Origin of the sequence: Pantoea sp. GCM10028869 (assembly GCF_042666835.1) — a bacterium.
In the GTDB taxonomy this organism is placed as follows: Bacteria; Pseudomonadota; Gammaproteobacteria; order Enterobacterales; family Enterobacteriaceae; genus Pantoea; species Pantoea leporis.
Genome location: NZ_JBHTGO010000004.1, coordinates 92797 through 109963, shown reverse-complemented (window position 1 = coordinate 109963; position 17167 = coordinate 92797). Strand labels below are relative to the sequence as shown.

The following is a 17167-nucleotide window of genomic DNA, read 5'->3' as shown; positions in this document are numbered from 1 at the left end:
GTGCCAATAAATAAATAGCGTTTATTATCAGAGGAATGCCAGAGACGAAGCACTCTCCTAGAGAAAAGCGGACCGGACGGTCTGTGAAAAGTGTCGCTGATTAGCAACGTGTTTGTCGTGGTAATTTACTTGCTATATAAATCAATCAGTTAAATGTCACCTTTTGACGACAACGTATTGGCGGGATTGTCGTTATTTTCCGACAGTTTGAAGATTATGCGGATTTTAGTAAGGTCGCCATGAATGGCGGACCTGCAAAACGCGCAGAATAAAAAAGGCCGCTGTTTAGCGGCCTTTGTTTTGTTATCCCAACTGCTTACGCGCGTTGCGGAAGATACGCATCCACGGGCTGTCTTCGCCCCACTCTGCCGGATGCCAGGAGTTGCTCACGGTACGGAACACACGCTCTGGGTGCGGCATCATAATGGTGACGCGTCCGCTCTCGTTGGTTACCGCAGTGATGCCGTTAGGCGATCCGTTCGGGTTAGCCGGATAGCTTTCTGTCACTTTGCCGAAGTTATCGACAAAGCGCAGCGCCACCAAACCTTTGCTCTCCAGCTGTGCCAGATGCGCGCCGTCACGCACTTCGACAAAACCTTCACCGTGCGATACCGCGATTGGCATATGCGATCCGACCATGCCATCCAGCAGCAGCGATGGGCTCGCCGCCACTTCAACCAGGCTGAAACGCGCTTCGAAACGCTCGGACTGGTTGCGTACAAAGCGTGGCCACAGCTCGCTTCCTGGAATCAGCTCGCGCAGGTTCGACATCATCTGACAACCGTTACACACGCCAAGTGCCAGTGTTTGTGGACGATGGAAGAAGTTTTCGAACTCATCACGCACGCGGCCGTTGAACAGGATGGATTTCGCCCAGCCTTCACCCGCGCCCAGCACGTCACCGTACGAGAAGCCACCGCAGGCGACCAGCGCCTGGAACTCTTCCAGACCGCGACGGCCCGCCAGCAGATCGCTCATGTGCACGTCAACTGCAGTAAAGCCCGCACGATGGAAGGCGGCGGCCATCTCTACGTGTGAGTTAACGCCCTGCTCACGCAGCACTGCCACACGCGGACGTGCGCCCGTCGCAATCATCGGTGCCGCAACATCTTCTTCTGGTTTGAAGGTCAGATGGACGTTCAGACCTGGGTCGTTATCGTCTTTCTTCGCTTCATGCTCCTGATCGGCACAGGCTGGGTTATCACGCAGACGCTGCATCTGCCAGGTGGTTTCTGCCCACCAGGTACGCAGCGTGCTACGGCTTTCGCTGTACACCGCGCTGTCGCCAGAGCGGATCACGAAGCGATCGCCTGGCAGGGCTTTACCAATCACGTGCAGGTTAGCGCTCAGACCGTGGTCAGCGAACACCTTCTCGACGGCTGCACGATCCGCTGCGTTGATCTGCAGCACCGCGCCCAGCTCTTCGGTGAACAATGCGGCTAACGCATCGCTGCCCAACGCGGCAATATCGGCTTCGATACCGCAGTGACCGGTGAAGGCCATCTCCGCCAGCGTGACCAGCAGGCCGCCGTCAGAACGGTCGTGGTAAGCCAGCAGTTTCTGCTCGGCCACCAGCGCCTGAATGGCGTTGAAGAAGCCCGCCAGCTGCGTAGCATCACGCACGTCGGCAGGCTTATCGCCCAGCTGACGATAAACCTGCGACAGCGCAGTCGCGCCAAGGGTGTTCGCGCCGTTGCCGAGATCCACCAGCAGCAGCAGGTTGTCTTGATCCGCCTGCAACTGCGGCGTCACGGTGCGACGCACATCTTCCACGCGCGCAAAGGCGGTGATCACCAGCGACAGCGGCGAGGTCATTTCGCGCTGCTCAGTACCTTGCTGCCAGCGGGTTTTCATCGACATCGAGTCTTTGCCCACCGGAATGGTGATACCCAGCGCGGGACACAACTCTTCGCCGACCGCTTTAACCGCCGCGTACAAGCCCGCGTCTTCGCCTGGATGACCGGCGGCGGCCATCCAGTTCGCAGAGAGCTTAACGCGCTGTAGCGAACCAATGGAGGTTGCGGCGATGTTGGTCAGCGCTTCACCGACGGCGAGGCGACCTGAAGCCGCGAAGTCGAGCAATGCGACGGGTGCACGTTCACCAAGCGAGAATGCTTCACCGTGATAGCTATCGAGGCTGGCGGTGGTGACGGCGCAGTTCGCGACCGGAATCTGCCACGGTCCTACCATCTGATCGCGCGCCACCATGCCGGTTACGCTGCGGTCACCAATGGTGATCAGGAAGGTTTTTTCCGCCACGGTCGGCAGGTGCAGCACGCGATACACCGCATCCGCTACGCTAATCCCGTCACGCTGCAGCGCTTCGCCGTTGGCCTGCTGGCTGGCAACATCACGCGTCATCTTCGGTGTTTTGCCCAGCAGTACGTCGAGAGGCATGTCGATTGGCTTGTTGTCGAAATGGCTGTCGGCGAGGTTCAGATGCAGCTCTTCGGTGGCTTCACCGATGACCGCATAAGGCGCGCGTTCACGCTGACACAGCTCGTCAAACAGCGCCAGTTTCTCCGGCGCGACCGCCAGCACATAACGTTCCTGCGACTCGTTACACCATACTTCCAGCGGACTCATGCCTGGCTCATCGCTGAGGATGTCGCGCAGGTTGAAGTTACCGCCACGATTACCGTCGCTCACCAGCTCAGGCATGGCGTTCGAAAGGCCGCCCGCGCCGACGTCGTGGATGAACAGAATCGGGTTGGCTTCGCCCAGCTGCCAGCAGCGGTCAATCACTTCCTGGCAACGACGTTCCATCTCTGGGTTGTCGCGCTGTACTGACGCAAAGTCGAGATCGGCATCCGATTGGCCTGATGCCATTGACGATGCCGCGCCGCCGCCCAGACCGATGTTCATAGCCGGGCCCCCCAGCACGATCAGCCTGGCGCCGACCACGATCTCGCCTTTCTGCACGTGATCGGCACGGATGTTACCGATGCCGCCCGCCAGCATGATGGGTTTGTGATAGCCGCGCAGCTCCACGCCATTGTGGCTGTTAACGCGCTCTTCATAGGTACGGAAGTAGCCGTTCAGGGCTGGACGACCAAATTCGTTGTTGAACGCCGCGCCGCCCAATGGACCTTCGGTCATGATATCCAGCGCGGTGACGATGCGATCCGGCTTACCGAAATCCTCTTCCCACGGCTGTTCAAAGCCCGGAATACGCAGGTTCGATACCGAGAAACCGACCAGACCGGCTTTGGGCTTCGCGCCACGTCCGGTTGCGCCTTCGTCACGAATTTCGCCACCAGAACCGGTCGCGGCACCCGGCCATGGTGAAATGGCGGTTGGGTGGTTATGGGTTTCAACTTTCATCAGGATATGTGCGGCTTCCTGATGGAATTCATATTCGCCCTTCTGCGCATCGGCGTAGAAGCGGCCAACCTCAGAACCTTCCATTACCGCAGCGTTGTCTTTATAGGCAGACAGCACGTGCTCAGGATTATGTTCAAAGGTGTTTTTAATCATTTTAAACAGCGACTTTGGCTGCTTTTCGCCGTCGATAATCCAGTCGGCATTGAAGATCTTGTGACGACAGTGCTCGGAGTTTGCCTGCGCAAACATGTAGAGCTCGATGTCGTTTGGATTGCGGCCCAGCTTAGTAAAGGCATCAAGCAGGTAATCGATCTCATCATCAGCCAGCGCCAGACCCAGCGTGGTGTTGGCCTGCTCCAGCGCGCTGCGGCCTGCGCCCAGCACGTCAACGCTTTTCAGCGGCTGCGGCTGATGGTGAGCAAACAGCTGCTGCGCATCGTTGAGATCAGCGAACACCGTTTCCATCATGCGGTCATGCAACAGGCTCGCCAGCTGCTGCCACTGTGCTTCCGTCAGCTCAGGTGCCTGCACATAGAAGGCCATACCGCGCTCTAGACGCAAGACCTGTGGCAGATCGCAGTTATGGGCGATGTCGGTGGCTTTCGATGACCACGGTGAAATGGTGCCGGGACGCGGCGTTACCAGCAACAGACGCCCTTGTGGCGCATGTTCGGCGAGAGAAGGACCGTATTTCAGCAGGCGTTGCAGGCGGGCTTGCTCATCCGCGCTGAGCGGTGCACTAACATCGGCAAAATGGACGTACTCGGCGTAAATATCACTCACCGGAAGGTGAGCGTCCTGAAAGCGGGTCAGCAGTTTGTTTACACGAAATGCCGACAGAGCGGGCGAACCACGCAGAATTTCCATCATTAAAGATCTCTCGTCTTTGAAGTGCCGGGCGACGCTTCATTGGGCGCAACAGGGGAAAACGGGCGGTATTATAGAGAAACAGCTCGGGTTACGAAACCGTTTGCGCATAAATTCTGGCACCTGGCGTTTGGCTGAATTTTGCACAATTCTTGCTATAAAAGTTGCCCTGCCCCTTTTTGTTGCGCAAAATGCCCCTCGCTCTGGGAGTTAAAACAACATAAATACTGCCTTTAAAAGACAGAGGCCTGTGAGCCATTACGAGACAACTATTTGAAACGCCTAAAAATAAACTATCTGTTTATCGGTCTGATCACCGTGCTACTTGCGCTAGCATTGTGGCCTTCAATCCCGTGGTACGGGGGCGGAACAGACGCGCTATCACAGATCAAATCACGCGGAGTGCTGCGCATCAGTACCGTTAACTCTCCGCTGACTTACTACACCATTAACAATGCACCAGCCGGTATGGATTACGAGCTGGCGAAGCGCTTCGCCGATTACCTTGGCGTGAAACTGGAAGTTGAGGTGCGTCCTAATCTCGGCGATCTGTTTGACGACCTCGATGACGGTAAAGCGGATTTGCTGGCCGCCGGCTTGATCTACAACAGCGAGCGCCTCGCGCACTACCAAAGTGGCCCGAGCTACTATTCGGTGTCGCAGCAGCTGGTGTACCGCATTGATAAGCCTCGCCCTAAGAATCTCGGCGATCTCAAAGGCCGCCTGATTGTGCAGTCCGGTTCGGCATATCTGTCAACTTTACGTTCCGCCAAAGCTGACAGCTATCCCGATCTCGACTGGGCGATCTCCACCGATCAGGGTCAGAAAGCACTGCTTGAAGCGGTTGCTGACGGCAAACTCGATTACACGGTGGGCGATTCGGTCACCATCGGCCTGCTGCAGCGCATTCATCCGCAGCTGGCGGTGGCGTTTGATGTGACCGACGAAGAGCCGGTCACCTGGTATTTACCGCGTAACGAAGACGACAGCCTGAGTGCGGCGATGCTCGACTTCTACAGCCAGATGGGCGAGGAAGGCACGATGGCGCGGCTGGAAGAGAAGTATCTCGGCCACGTTGGCACCTTCGATTACGTTGATACCCGCACCTTCCTGCGCGCCATTGATAACACTTTGCCGGATATCAAACCGCTGTTTGAGAAATATTCCGCCAGCATGGATTGGCGTTTACTGGCGGCGATCTCTTATCAGGAGTCGCACTGGAATCCGCAGGCCACATCGCCAACCGGCGTGCGCGGCATGATGATGTTGACGCGTAATACCGCCGACAGCCTTGACGTTAACGATCGCCTCGATCCCGAACAGAGCATTCGCGGCGGCAGCGAATATCTCAAGCGCATGATGGAGAAAGTCCCGGAAACGATTCCTGAAGATGAACGTATCTGGTTCGCGCTGGCGGCATATAACATGGGCTATGCGCACATGCTGGACGTACGCAAGCTGACGGCGAAACAGGGCGGCAATCCCGACAGCTGGGCCGACGTGAAGCTGCGTTTGCCGATGTTGAGCCAGAAGCGCTATTACACGCAAACCACCTACGGCTACGCGCGCGGCCACGAAGCTTATAACTACGTGGAGAATATCCGTAAATATCAGATCAGTTTGGTGGGATATTTGCAGGAACAGGAGAAGCGTTTAGCGCAGCAGTCGGCACTGGAAGCGGAGTTAGGCGCCGGTTACCCGGCGGTCGAACCGAAAATTGCGATGAATTAACCGGTGCGCTGCGCCTGACGCAGCGCCCTCTTCTGTTCGCGACGCATGCGGAAAAAGTCACTCAGCATCCCGGCACACTCTTCCGCCAGCACACCGCAATCAATCTGAATTTGATGATTCATGCCGGGATGACCAATCACATCCAGCAGTGAACCGGCCGCGCCGGTTTTCTCATCTTTAGCGCCGTACACCAGCCGCGTGATGCGGCCGTGCACCATCGCACCGGCGCACATCACGCAGGGTTCCAGCGTGACATACAGCGTGGTATCCAGCAGACGATAGTTTTCCAGTACTTTGCCGCCCTGACGCAGCGCCATGATCTCGGCATGTGCGGTAGGATCGTGCTGGCCAATCGGCCGGTTCCAGCCTTCGCCAATCACCTTGTCGCCCTGCACCAGCACCGCACCAACCGGCACTTCGCCCTGCTCCCACGCGCGCTTCGCCAGTTCCAGCGCATAACGCATCCAATATTCATCAGTTTGTGGGTTCACCGGGCAACTCCTGCGGGCAATAAAGGCGGCGCATTATAGCGATGCTGCTGCCGGAATCGAAGCGTTATTCCAGCTGTTGCAGCTCACCGCGCGGCGTGACGCGCCAGCGGTGCTGACAGAAGAACAGCAACGGGTTGTCCTGTTTGCTGTCGCTGTAGCCGCTATACAGTTGCAGCGGCGTGCCGATTTTCTCCTCCAGCTGCGCCACCTTTTCATGGCCGAGGCAGCGCATCGACAGCAAACGTCCGCCGCGGCCCGGTTTCATCTGGCTGGCAATCAGCTGTACGCGCGGCAGGAAGGCCGAGTCGAAATAGACTTGCTCCACCAGCGACTGCGGCGAACCGGTAATTAGCCAGACATCGGCATCGCTGCTGCTGAGATAGTCGGTGAGTCGCTGCTGCACCACCGGAAACGCAGTAACACGCTGGCGGAACCACTCAGCGAATTCAGCCTCGCGTTGGCGCAGACGTTTTTCGCTGTGGCCGAAGGTAATCGCCCACAGCAATAAGCTCATTGGCCAGCGTGCGGCGCGCCCTTTGATCAGCATGCCAAGACCAATCACCGGTAACAGCGGCACCACCAGCAGCAGATTGATCGGCTGACGTCGCAGCAGATAGCGCATAAAGGTGCCAAACATGTCTTGCTGATGCAGCGTGCCATCGAGATCGAAAAACACCACGCGTCGTTGTGTACCCTTTGTCAAACAGCACTCCTTCTCTATCCTTCGTGGTTTCTGCACTACAGTGTAGCCAGCTTCGGCGTTCAGGGCGAAAGCTGCTATTTTTAATTCCAGTGACTACAATGCCATTTGAATAGTTTATTCTTCGCGTTTACGCGCTGTTTGCGGATAAAGGAATTAAGGATCGAACCATGAGTTCATTGCTGCGCATTCGTCAGCTCTACCCTCGACTGGCGCTAAATGAGCGCCGGCTGGCGGATTTTTTGCTGTCGCAGCCGGATCGTGCACGGCATCTCAGTTCACAAAAACTCGCCGAGGAATCGGGCGTTAGCCAGTCCAGCGTGGTGAAGTTTGCCCAGAAGCTGGGCTACAAAGGGTTTCCAGCGCTGAAGCTGGCGCTGAGCGAATCGATGGCCGATCGCGATGCGATTACCGTGCATAACCATATTCTCAGCGACGATCCGCTGAAAGTGGTCGGCGAAAAGCTGCTGACCGAAAAGATCTCGGCGATCCGCGCCACGCTGGACATCAATAGCGAAGAGAAGCTGCTGCAAACCTTGCAGCTGCTGAAAAATGCCAATCGTATTTTGCTGGTTGGCATCGGCGCGTCCGGTTTAGTGGCGAAAGATTTTTCGTGGAAGCTGATGAAGATCGGCATCAATGCGGTGGCGGAGCAGGATATGCACGCTTTGCTCGCCAGCGTGCAAGCGATGGCGCCGGGCGATGTGCTGCTGGCGATTTCCTATACTGGCGAACGTCGCGAAATCAATCTGGCGGCGCAGGAAGCGGCGCAGGTCGGTGCCGATGTGCTGGCCTTTACCGGCTTTACGCCGAATGCTCTGCAGCAGTGCGCCACGGTTTGCCTCTACACCGTGGCGGAAGAGCAGAGCACGCGCAGTGCGGCGATCTCGTCGACCAGCGCGCAGCTGGCGTTGACCGATCTGCTGTTTATGGCGCTGGTACAAAACGATCCTGAACGCGCCTCCAGCCACATTCGCCACAGCGAAGCGTTGGTGAAAAAGCTGGTCTGATGAGATCAGGCGCGTATAATACCCGCGCCTTTTCTGCTGTTATTGGACTTCTGCCATGGCCTTGCTCATCACCACAAAATGCATCAATTGCGATATGTGCGAACCTGAATGCCCAAACCAGGCAATCAGCTTAGGCGACGCGATCTATGAAATTGATGTCGACCGCTGCACCGAGTGCGTGGGCCATTATGATGTGCCGACCTGCCAAAGCGTCTGTCCGATTGATAACACCATCATTACCGATCCACAGCACCCGGAAAGCCGCGAGGCGCTGTGGGAGAAGTTCGTGGTGTTGCATCCTTAGTTCTCGATAATCACCGTTGCGCAGGCGTAATGGCGTTCATCCGCTAACGTCACATGCACATGCTTCACGCCGAGCTGGCTGGCAATCACCCTGGCCTGCTCAAAGAAACGTAATCCCGGTTTGCCCAGCGCATCGTTGTACACTTCGAACTGATTGAAGGCCAGGCCACCGCGAATGCCGGTGCCAAACGCTTTCGCTGCCGCCTCTTTCACCGCAAAACGCTTAGCCAGAAAGCGCACCGGTTGCTGGTGCGCCTGATATTGCTGCCACTCGGCTTCGCTTAATACGCGACGCGCCAGACGGTCGCCGGAGCGCTCAATGACGCCAGCAATGCGCTCGATCTCTACGATATCGCTGCCGAGCCCGAGAATCGCCATTAGCGACGCGCTTCCCGCATCAGCAGCTTCATTTCGCTGACCGCATCGGCCAAACCGCTGAATAGCGCGCGGCCAATAATCGCATGGCCAATATTCAGCTCGTGCATTTCCGGCAATTCCGCAATCGGCTGCACATTGTGGTAAGTCAAACCGTGGCCGGCATTGACTTTCAGGCCCAGACTGGCGGCGAAAGTCGCGGCTTTGCGGATGCGCGACAGCTCAGCCTGGCGCGCGAGACCTTCGGGCGCTTCGGCATAGGCACCGGTGTGAATTTCGATATAAGGCGCGCCGCTGGCAACCGCCGCTTCAATCTGGCGGTGATCGGCATCGATAAACAGTGACACCAGAATGCCGGCGTCGCTTAACAGGCGCACCGCAGCATTGATTTTATCCTGCTGACCCGCCACATCCAGCCCGCCTTCGGTGGTCACTTCCTGACGCTTTTCCGGCACCAGACAAACGAAGTGCGGCTTGATTTCGCAGGCAATGTCGATCATCTCGTCCGTTACCGCCATCTCCAGATTCATGCGCGTCTGGATGGTGTCACGCAAAATGCGTACATCACGATCGGTGATGTGACGGCGATCCTCACGCAGATGCACGGTAATGCCGTCAGCGCCGGCCTGCTCAGCAACAAACGCGGCCTGCACCGGATCGGGATAGTTTGTACCACGTGCGTTACGTACGGTGGCAATGTGGTCAATGTTGACGCCTAACAGCAACTCAGCCATGACAATCCTTAAATGTGTTCAGTGTGTTTGCAGTGTACCGCGCTGAATATATCAGGCGGTACGACCAGCGCTAGTCGTTTGCCACATCGGGTTTCTTTTTTGGCACAAACTGGCGAAACAGTTCCTGACTCTTCAGCGGTTTGCCGCCAAGATAGGGCTTCAGCGCCATGCGCGTAAAGCGTTTAGCGGCGCGCAGGGTATCAGCATCGGGAAATTCGCGCTCCCACAACGCACGCAGCTGGCGGCCGGTAAAGCTGCGTTGATTGACCACCAAACTGGCGATAAAACCCTTCTCTTCGCGGTAGCTGTAGGTCATGCCATCGGCCACCTCTTCGCCGCTGCCGGCACAGTGCAGAAAATCCACGCCGTAACCGAGATGCCCGAGCAGCGCCAGCTCAAAGCGGCGCAGCGCCGGTTCAGGCGAGCCGTTACCTGCCGCCAGCGTTTGGATGCAATTCAGGTAATCAAAGAACATATCAGAGAAGGGAATTTGCTGCTCCAGCACGCGCGACAGCAGCTCGTTGACGTAGAGCCCACAATAGAGCGTAATGCCGCTGAGCGGCAATGCCAGCGAAACGGCTTCGGCATTGTGCAGCGTTTTGACATCACCGCGTCCACCCCAGCGCACCAGCAGTGGCGTAAAGGGTTGCAGTGCACCTTTTAGTTGGGAGCGGCGCGAGCGGGCGCCTTTGGCAAGGACGCGGACGCGCCCTTCGCTTTCGCTGAACAGATCGAGGAGTAGGCTGGTTTCGCTGTAAGGGCGACTATGCAGCACAAAGGCGCGTTGCCAGCCTTCCATTACTTAACCTTCGTCAGAGTAACCTAAGCTGCGCAGCGCACGTTCATCGTCCGCCCAGCCCGATTTCACTTTAACCCACAGTTCGAGATGCACTTTCGCTTCAAACATCTCTTCCATATCTTTACGCGATTCAATGCCGATGGTTTTGATCTTGGCGCCTTTATTGCCGATGACCATTTTCTTCTGGCCTTCACGCTCAACAAGGATCAGGCCATTGATGTCGTAGCCGCCGCGATCGTTCGAAACAAATTGCTCAATTTCGACGGTAACGGAGTAAGGCAGTTCAGCACCCAGGAAGCGCATTAACTTTTCACGGATGATCTCAGACGCCATAAAGCGCTGCGAGCGGTCGGTGACATAATCTTCCGGGAAATGATGCTCAGATTTTGGCAGGCATTTACGCGCAATCGCCGCAATCGCGTCGACATTTTTGCCGCTTTCCGCTGAGATAGGAACGATTTCAAGGAAGTTCATCTGCTGGCTAAGGAACTGCAGATGCGGTAACAGAATGCTCTTGTCCTGGATGTTGTCGACTTTATTGATCGCCAATACCACCGGAACTTTGTTATCACGCAGCTTGTTGAGCACCATCTCGTCGTCTGGTGTCCAGCGCGTGCCTTCAACCACAAAGATCACCAGCTCAACGTCACCAATGGAGCTGCTGGCGGCACGGTTCATCAGGCGGTTGATCGCCCGTTTCTCTTCCATGTGCAGCCCTGGCGTATCCACGTAGATCGCCTGATAAGCGCCTTCGGTGTGGATGCCCATAATACGGTGACGCGTGGTTTGCGGCTTGCGCGACGTGATCGACACTTTCTGCCCCAGCAACTGGTTCAGCAAAGTGGATTTACCGACGTTTGGTCGGCCTACAATCGCGACAAAGCCGCTATATGTTTCGAGTTCGCTCATTCGAGTCCTGACTTGGGCAGCGCCGCTTTCGACGCTGCAATGTGACTATTTATTCGAGGCCAAGCTTAATTAACGCCTGTTCGGCGGCTGCTTGCTCGGCTTTACGGCGGCTGGAGCCAATGCCCACCACCGGTTCTGCCATGCCACTCACCTGACAGTGAATGGTGAATTCCTGATCGTGGGCTTCGCCACGCACCTGCACCACCAAATACGACGGCAGCGGCAGATGACGTCCCTGCAAATACTCCTGCAGGCGCGTTTTCGGATCTTTTTGCTTATCGCCCGGACTGATCTGTTCCAGTCGTGAGTGATACCAGTCGAGAATTAACTTTTCGACGGTTTGAATGCTGCTATCGAGGAAGATGCCGCCAATTAAGGCTTCAACGGTATCCGCGAGGATCGATTCACGACGGAAACCGCCGCTTTTCAGCTCGCCCGGACCGAGGCGTAAACATTCGCCAAGGTCGAACTCTCGCGCCATCTCTGCCAGCGTATTGCCGCGCACCAGCGTGGCACGCATACGGCTCATGTCGCCTTCATCCACACGCGGGAAGCGGTGATAAAGCGCATTGGCAATCACGTAGCTGAGAATAGAATCGCCAAGAAATTCAAGACGTTCATTGTGTTTGCTACTGGCGCTACGATGCGTCAGTGCCTGCTGCAATAAATCCGGATGAGTAAAAGTGTAGCCCAGTTTGCGCTGCAGCTTGTTAATGACGATGGGGTTCATGCTATTCCAGTTGTTCTGTGCGCCTATCACTGCATACGAAACAGGGCTGAGGTTCCAACCTGTTCTGTTTGGTGTGCACTGGCCTCCCGAAAGAGAGGCCAACCTTTTTTGAAGCTAATTAGTGAATCCCACCAATGCGGCTAAAGCGCACGCCGGTCGGCCACTGTCCTTCTTGTTTCTCGAAGCTCATCCAGATGGCCACCGCTTTGCCGACCAGATTCTTCTCGGGCACAAAGCCCCAGTAGCGGCTGTCGGCGCTGTTATCGCGGTTATCACCCATCATGAAATACTGCCCTTGCGGCACAATCCAGGTCGATTGCGGCTGGCCCGGCTGCTGATAATACATGCTTGCCTGACTTTGCGCTTCGTTTACCAGCAAGATATCGTGCGTTACGTTGCCCAATGTCTCTTTGCGGGTGCCGAGACGCAGGCCGCCCTTCATGGTTTCGCCCTGCGGCGCCTGGAAGAAGCCGTTGCCGGTTTCATTGCCATCAAAGCCGCTGAAGGTTTGAATGAAGTTACTTGGCTCAACGTTAGTGTAAGTCACTGGCAGCGCCGTGTCGCAACTGCCGCTACTGCAACCCGGATTGATGGTCAGGGTTTTGCTGTAAGGATCAAACACCACTTTATCGCCCGGCAAGCCAATCACGCGCTTGATGTAGTCCACGCTGGGATCTTTCGGGTATTTGAATACCGCGACATCACCGCGCTGCGGATGGCCAGTTGGTATCAGTGTGGTTTGGGTAATCGGATCTTTAATACCGTAAGCAAACTTCTCCACGAGGATGAAGTCGCCAATCAGCAGCGTTGGCATCATTGAGCCCGAGGGAATCTGGAACGGCTCAAAAATAAACGAACGCACGATCAACACCACCGCCAGCACCGGGAACACCGATGCGGTGGTTTCAACCCAACCCGGCTGCGCGGCTACTTTCGCCAGCGTTTTACTGTCGAGTGCGTTGCCGGCCTGCGCTTGCGCGGCAGCCTGCTTCGCACGACGCGCCGGTGCCCATTTAAAGCGATCGATACACCAGATAACGCCAGTGATCAGCGTTGCGATCACTAAAACCAGGGCGAACATGTTAGCCATTAAAAATCCTTATTTGCTGTCTTTACCGACATGCAGAATGGCAAGGAATGCTTCCTGCGGCAGCTCAACGTTGCCGACCTGCTTCATTCGCTTCTTACCGTCTTTCTGCTTCTGCAACAGTTTCTTCTTACGGCTCACGTCACCGCCATAGCATTTCGCCAGGACGTTTTTACGCAGCTGTTTTACCGTTGAGCGAGCGATAATGTGGTTGCCGATTGCCGCCTGAATCGCAATATCGAACTGCTGACGTGGGATCAGATCTTTCATCTTCTCCACCAGGTCGCGGCCACGATATTGTGAGTTATCACGGTGAGTAATCAGCGCCAGCGCATCAACACGTTCTGAGTTAATCATCACGTCGACACGCACCATGTCTGAGGTCTGGAAACGTTTGAAGTTGTAATCCAGCGAAGCATAACCGCGCGAGGTTGATTTCAGACGGTCGAAGAAGTCAAGAACCACTTCCGCCATCGGAATCTCATACGTCAGCGCAACCTGCTTGCCGTGGTAAACCATGTTGGTTTGCACGCCACGTTTTTCAATACACAGCGTAATGACGTTGCCGAGGAACTCCTGCGGCAGCAGCATGTGACACTCAGCAATCGGCTCACGCAGCTCGGCAATATTATTCAGCGGTGGCAGCTTCGACGGGCTATCAACATAGATAGTTTCACCGTCGGTGGTTTCCACTTCATACACTACGGTTGGTGCAGTGGTGATCAGATCCAGATCGTATTCACGCTCCAGACGTTCCTGAATGATCTCCATGTGCAGCAGACCAAGGAAGCCGATGCGGAAACCGAAGCCCAGCGCCGTTGAGCTCTCTGGCTCGTAGAACAGTGACGCATCGTTCAGGCTCAATTTGCCCAGCGCATCACGGAACGCTTCATAGTCGTCAGAACTGATTGGGAACAGACCGGCGTAAACCTGTGGCTTCACTTTCTTGAAGCCAGGTAACACTTTCTCCGCCGGATTGCGCTGCAAGGTTAGCGTATCGCCCACCGGTGCGCCGAGGATGTCTTTAATCGCACACACCAGCCAGCCTACTTCACCGCAGTTCAGCTCGTTGCGATCAACACGCTTCGGCGTGAAGATGCCGAGACGGTCAGCGTTGTAGCTTTGACCGGAGCTCATGACTTTAACTTTGTCGCCTTTACGCAGCGTGCCGTTCTTAATACGAATCAGCGATACTACGCCAAGGTAGTTATCGAACCAGGAATCGATGATCAGCGCCTGCAGCGGGCCTTCCGGATCGCCTTCTGGCGGCGGGATGTCACGCACCAGACGTTCCAGCACGTCGGGCACGCCGACGCCGGTTTTCGCCGAGCAACGCACCGCATCGGTGGCGTCAATGCCGACGATATCTTCAATCTCTTCCGCTACGCGTTCTGGATCGGCGGCAGGCAGGTCGATTTTGTTCAGTACCGGTACCACTTCCAGATCCATTTCCATTGCGGTGTAGCAGTTTGCCAGCGTCTGAGCTTCAACGCCCTGCCCTGCATCGACCACCAGCAATGCTCCTTCACACGCCGCCAGCGAGCGGGAAACTTCATAGGAGAAGTCAACGTGACCAGGAGTATCGATAAAATTGAGCTGGTAAGTTTCACCGTCCTGCGCTTTGTAATCGAGCGTCACGCTCTGCGCTTTGATGGTAATGCCGCGCTCGCGTTCCAGATCCATGGAATCCAGAACCTGCGCCGCCATCTCACGATCGCTCAGGCCACCACAAATTTGAATCAAACGGTCAGAGAGCGTTGATTTGCCGTGGTCAATGTGAGCGATGATGGAGAAATTTCGTATGTGCTTCATTTATATGAATATCTTCACGTAGAAAATCAGTGGGAAACTTGAGCACGAACACATTCAGGAAAGTGAGCTTAACCCGGAACCCTGTCGGCCTCATTAATGACGACGCATATTACACTGTTAACGCCGCGCGTTAAAGAATGGAACTGTGGGGAATCGCAACAGATTTCAGCGGTTAAGCTGATTGGGAAAGGCCGCATCAAACGCGGCCTGGACGGGGATCAAGCTTCGCTTTCCACGCGCAACGCATCAGGCGGTAACGCAACGCTGAGAATCACCGGCTGGAAAGCCTGGCGATCGCCGAAGAGTTTGGATACCCCTTTCGCCACGATAAAGCCGCCAATGCCGCCCAACAGCGCGCCACAGGCCGCAGCCAGATCGCTGGCGAACAGCATCTGGAAGATGCCAGCCACTAAAAACAGGCCAAACAGCGGCGTCATGTAAACCAGCAAGGCAGAACCCAGCAGGCTGCTTTCGCGAATGCCTAACTCAATGCGCTGGCCGGGTTGTAACGGCTCCGCACTGGCGATAGTCATCACGTGGGCATTTTTCGGCCCCAGCTGATTAAGCGCATGGCTGCCGCAGCCTTTACGCGCCGAGCAGCTGTTACAAGACGTTTTCGCTTCCGTGTGCAGAGTGGCAATGCCTTCTTTCCACGCTACCACGGTGGCCCATTCTTTCATCATTTTGGTGAACCCGAATCTATGCTGTCCGCAATACGTTTAGCAGTGGCTGGCGGTAACTCGCCCACCACCGTGATTTCGTTATTATTGCGCACTTCTGTCTGCACCGTGCGACGTCCAGTGCGCAATGCCTGCACGCTGCTGCTTTTATCTGCTGGCGTAACGTTGATGGCGAAGCTAAACAGGCCATCGCTATACAGGCGCGATTCGACAGTTTTGTTCATCGACGGGATATCGCGGCGACTTTGCGAGATCAGTTTCATGCCCGCCGGAAGCCAGTTTGGCTGCCAGCTGAGTTCCACTTTGTCACCGGCCGGTAACGACAGCGATGGCGGCAAGTTGGCCTTCTCCAGCCCTTGCATCAGATTGCGTACGCCTTCGTCGACGGCAAAGCTGATGACGCGGAACTGTTCCAGCGTTTCACCGTCCCGATCAAGCAGATCGATGCGCAGCGGCAATTTAGTGTCCACATCCAGCCACACGACATAGCTGTAACGCGTGCCATCACGTGACACGATGCGCACCACTTCGCACATCTGATCAGCCATGCGCGAACGGCCCACCGGAATGAAATCGTAGGCCTCACCCAAACGGGAGAAGTCGGCAAACATCAAACCAGGTAACGCATCGATGATGTGATTGCCCGGCAGCGAGAAGGGATCTAATCCCGGCTCGAAATAGCTGATGTCGTTTCCGCGCTGAATCACTTCACGGCGCGGTCCGTCCATCTGCAACAGTTGGGCGAAGATACGATTGTCGATAACCGCGTGACGATAACGCAGAGATTCAATGCCGAGACGCGAGACATTGATGTAGGCAAATTCGTAGTTGAGGTTCTGGCTTGCCTGCTCCATCTGTTGCAACAACGCCCCGGACGCAGAGGTCTGCGCCGAGGCGATAGATGAGCAAAACAGGCTGCCTGCCAGCAGGCTAACGGCACACCAAAGCTGCTTCATTACTGCTGCTGAGTTCCTAACGACTGATTTCCAGGAACATTAGCCTGAGCCTGTTGCGGATCGTTTTTCTCAAACTGAACCTGATCGGCATGCAGACGACGTTGCAGTTCATAATCCTGCAGCATGGCATTCACGCGACGACGCTGTTCCTGCACCTGCTGATTAGAGCTGTTGGTGTCGAAGGCTTCAGAAGGCACGCCTAAGCTGACCGGCGACGCTTTACCCATCATCGGCAAGGTATTGAATGCCGGTGAATCAGACGCTTCAGTCGCGCTGCCGGTTGGAGAGCTGTTGTAGTGCTGAACACCGACAATCACCGCCAGTGAGACGCACGCAGCCACACCAACTTGCGTCAGCTGTGCCGCCCAGCTGCCACCACGACGCCAAAACGGCATCTTCTCGTAGCGTGACGGTTCAGGCTGCGCTTCAGGGATCAGCGAAGTGACTTTGCGTGCCGGCTCGTTTTCGATGGCCGCCGCCACACGTGCGGAGATATCAAAATGCAGCACTTCTCCGATATCACCGCGTAAGGTGTCGCGAATGAGATGGTAGCTTTCCCAGCTGTGCTGAAGATCCGCATCCTTCGACAACGATGCCAACAGCTCGTTATCTAAAGTTTCACCATCCATTAAAGCGGAAAGTTTTTCTTTCTGCATGCC

General features: G+C 55.9%; 16 protein-coding genes. 3 read left to right on the top strand and 13 right to left on the bottom strand.

Annotated features, from left to right (window positions below; translation table 11 throughout):
- Positions 1-303: 303 nt before the first annotated feature.
- Positions 304-4194 (bottom strand): phosphoribosylformylglycinamidine synthase, encoded by a 3891-nt coding sequence (gene purL, locus ACFQW4_RS11860; RefSeq protein ID WP_377725510.1) that lies wholly within the window; start codon positions 4192-4194, stop codon positions 304-306.
- Positions 4195-4464: 270 nt separating this feature from the next.
- On the opposite strand from purL, the gene mltF reads away from it, so the two are divergent.
- On the top strand, positions 4465-5922 hold the full coding sequence (gene mltF, locus ACFQW4_RS11855) for a membrane-bound lytic murein transglycosylase MltF (protein WP_110868275.1): 1458 nt from the start codon (positions 4465-4467) through the stop codon (positions 5920-5922).
- Here the strand turns inward: mltF and tadA are convergent.
- Together tadA and yfhb are read right to left on the bottom strand one after the other, a co-directional pair.
- Entirely contained in the window at positions 5919-6413 is a 495-nt protein-coding gene (tadA, locus tag ACFQW4_RS11850) for a tRNA adenosine(34) deaminase TadA (RefSeq protein ID WP_222184430.1), read from the bottom strand. The genes mltF and tadA overlap by 4 nt on opposite strands.
- Before the next feature lie 64 nt (positions 6414-6477).
- Positions 6478-7116 carry a phosphatidylglycerophosphatase C gene (gene yfhb, locus ACFQW4_RS11845; protein ID WP_192232985.1) on the bottom strand — a complete coding sequence of 213 codons (639 nt, stop codon included), beginning with the start codon at positions 7114-7116 and terminating at the stop codon, positions 6478-6480.
- Positions 7117-7283: 167 nt separating this feature from the next.
- Here yfhb and ACFQW4_RS11840 point away from each other — a divergent pair, with 167 nt between their 5' ends.
- A complete protein-coding gene (locus tag ACFQW4_RS11840) occupies positions 7284-8123 on the top strand; it encodes a MurR/RpiR family transcriptional regulator (RefSeq protein ID WP_101763462.1) in 840 nt (279 codons plus the stop codon).
- 55 nt (positions 8124-8178) lie between these two features.
- A complete protein-coding gene (locus ACFQW4_RS11835; protein WP_101763461.1) occupies positions 8179-8427 on the top strand; it encodes a YfhL family 4Fe-4S dicluster ferredoxin in 249 nt (82 codons plus the stop codon).
- Here ACFQW4_RS11835 and acpS read toward each other — a convergent pair.
- The 10 genes from acpS to rseA form a co-directional block, all read right to left on the bottom strand.
- The gene (acpS, locus tag ACFQW4_RS11830) at positions 8424-8804 is read right to left on the bottom strand and encodes a holo-ACP synthase (protein WP_101763460.1); all 381 of its coding nucleotides are present in this window, start codon (positions 8802-8804) and stop codon (positions 8424-8426) included. The genes ACFQW4_RS11835 and acpS overlap by 4 nt on opposite strands.
- A complete protein-coding gene (pdxJ, locus tag ACFQW4_RS11825; protein WP_210081456.1) occupies positions 8804-9535 on the bottom strand; it encodes a pyridoxine 5'-phosphate synthase in 732 nt (243 codons plus the stop codon). Before pdxJ ends, acpS begins: the two co-directional genes overlap by 1 nt.
- A 70-nt stretch (positions 9536-9605) precedes the next feature.
- Entirely contained in the window at positions 9606-10334 is a 729-nt protein-coding gene (gene recO, locus ACFQW4_RS11820) for a DNA repair protein RecO (protein ID WP_377725505.1), read from the bottom strand.
- Between the two features lie 3 nt (positions 10335-10337).
- The gene (gene era / locus ACFQW4_RS11815; RefSeq protein WP_008101512.1) at positions 10338-11243 is read right to left on the bottom strand and encodes a GTPase Era; all 906 of its coding nucleotides are present in this window, start codon (positions 11241-11243) and stop codon (positions 10338-10340) included.
- A 49-nt stretch (positions 11244-11292) separates the two neighbouring features.
- Positions 11293-11973, bottom strand: coding sequence for a ribonuclease III (gene rnc, locus ACFQW4_RS11810; protein WP_036620136.1), 681 nt, complete (start codon positions 11971-11973; stop codon positions 11293-11295).
- A gap of 118 nt (positions 11974-12091) precedes the next feature.
- A complete protein-coding gene (lepB, locus tag ACFQW4_RS11805; protein ID WP_101763459.1) occupies positions 12092-13063 on the bottom strand; it encodes a signal peptidase I in 972 nt (323 codons plus the stop codon).
- Positions 13064-13072: 9 nt separating this feature from the next.
- Entirely contained in the window at positions 13073-14872 is a 1800-nt protein-coding gene (gene lepA / locus ACFQW4_RS11800; RefSeq protein ID WP_101763458.1) for a translation elongation factor 4, read from the bottom strand.
- 218 nt (positions 14873-15090) lie between these two features.
- Complete coding sequence (gene rseC / locus ACFQW4_RS11795) at positions 15091-15555, bottom strand: SoxR-reducing system protein RseC (RefSeq protein WP_217548987.1); 465 nt, start codon at positions 15553-15555, stop codon at positions 15091-15093.
- Positions 15552-16508, bottom strand: a complete 957-nt coding sequence (gene rseB, locus ACFQW4_RS11790; RefSeq protein ID WP_110868278.1) for a sigma-E factor regulatory protein RseB — start codon at positions 16506-16508, stop codon at positions 15552-15554. Before rseB ends, rseC begins: the two co-directional genes overlap by 4 nt.
- Positions 16508-17164, bottom strand: a complete 657-nt coding sequence (gene rseA, locus ACFQW4_RS11785) for an anti-sigma-E factor RseA (RefSeq protein ID WP_101763456.1) — start codon at positions 17162-17164, stop codon at positions 16508-16510. Before rseA ends, rseB begins: the two co-directional genes overlap by 1 nt.
- Between the last annotated feature and the right edge of the window lie 3 nt (positions 17165-17167).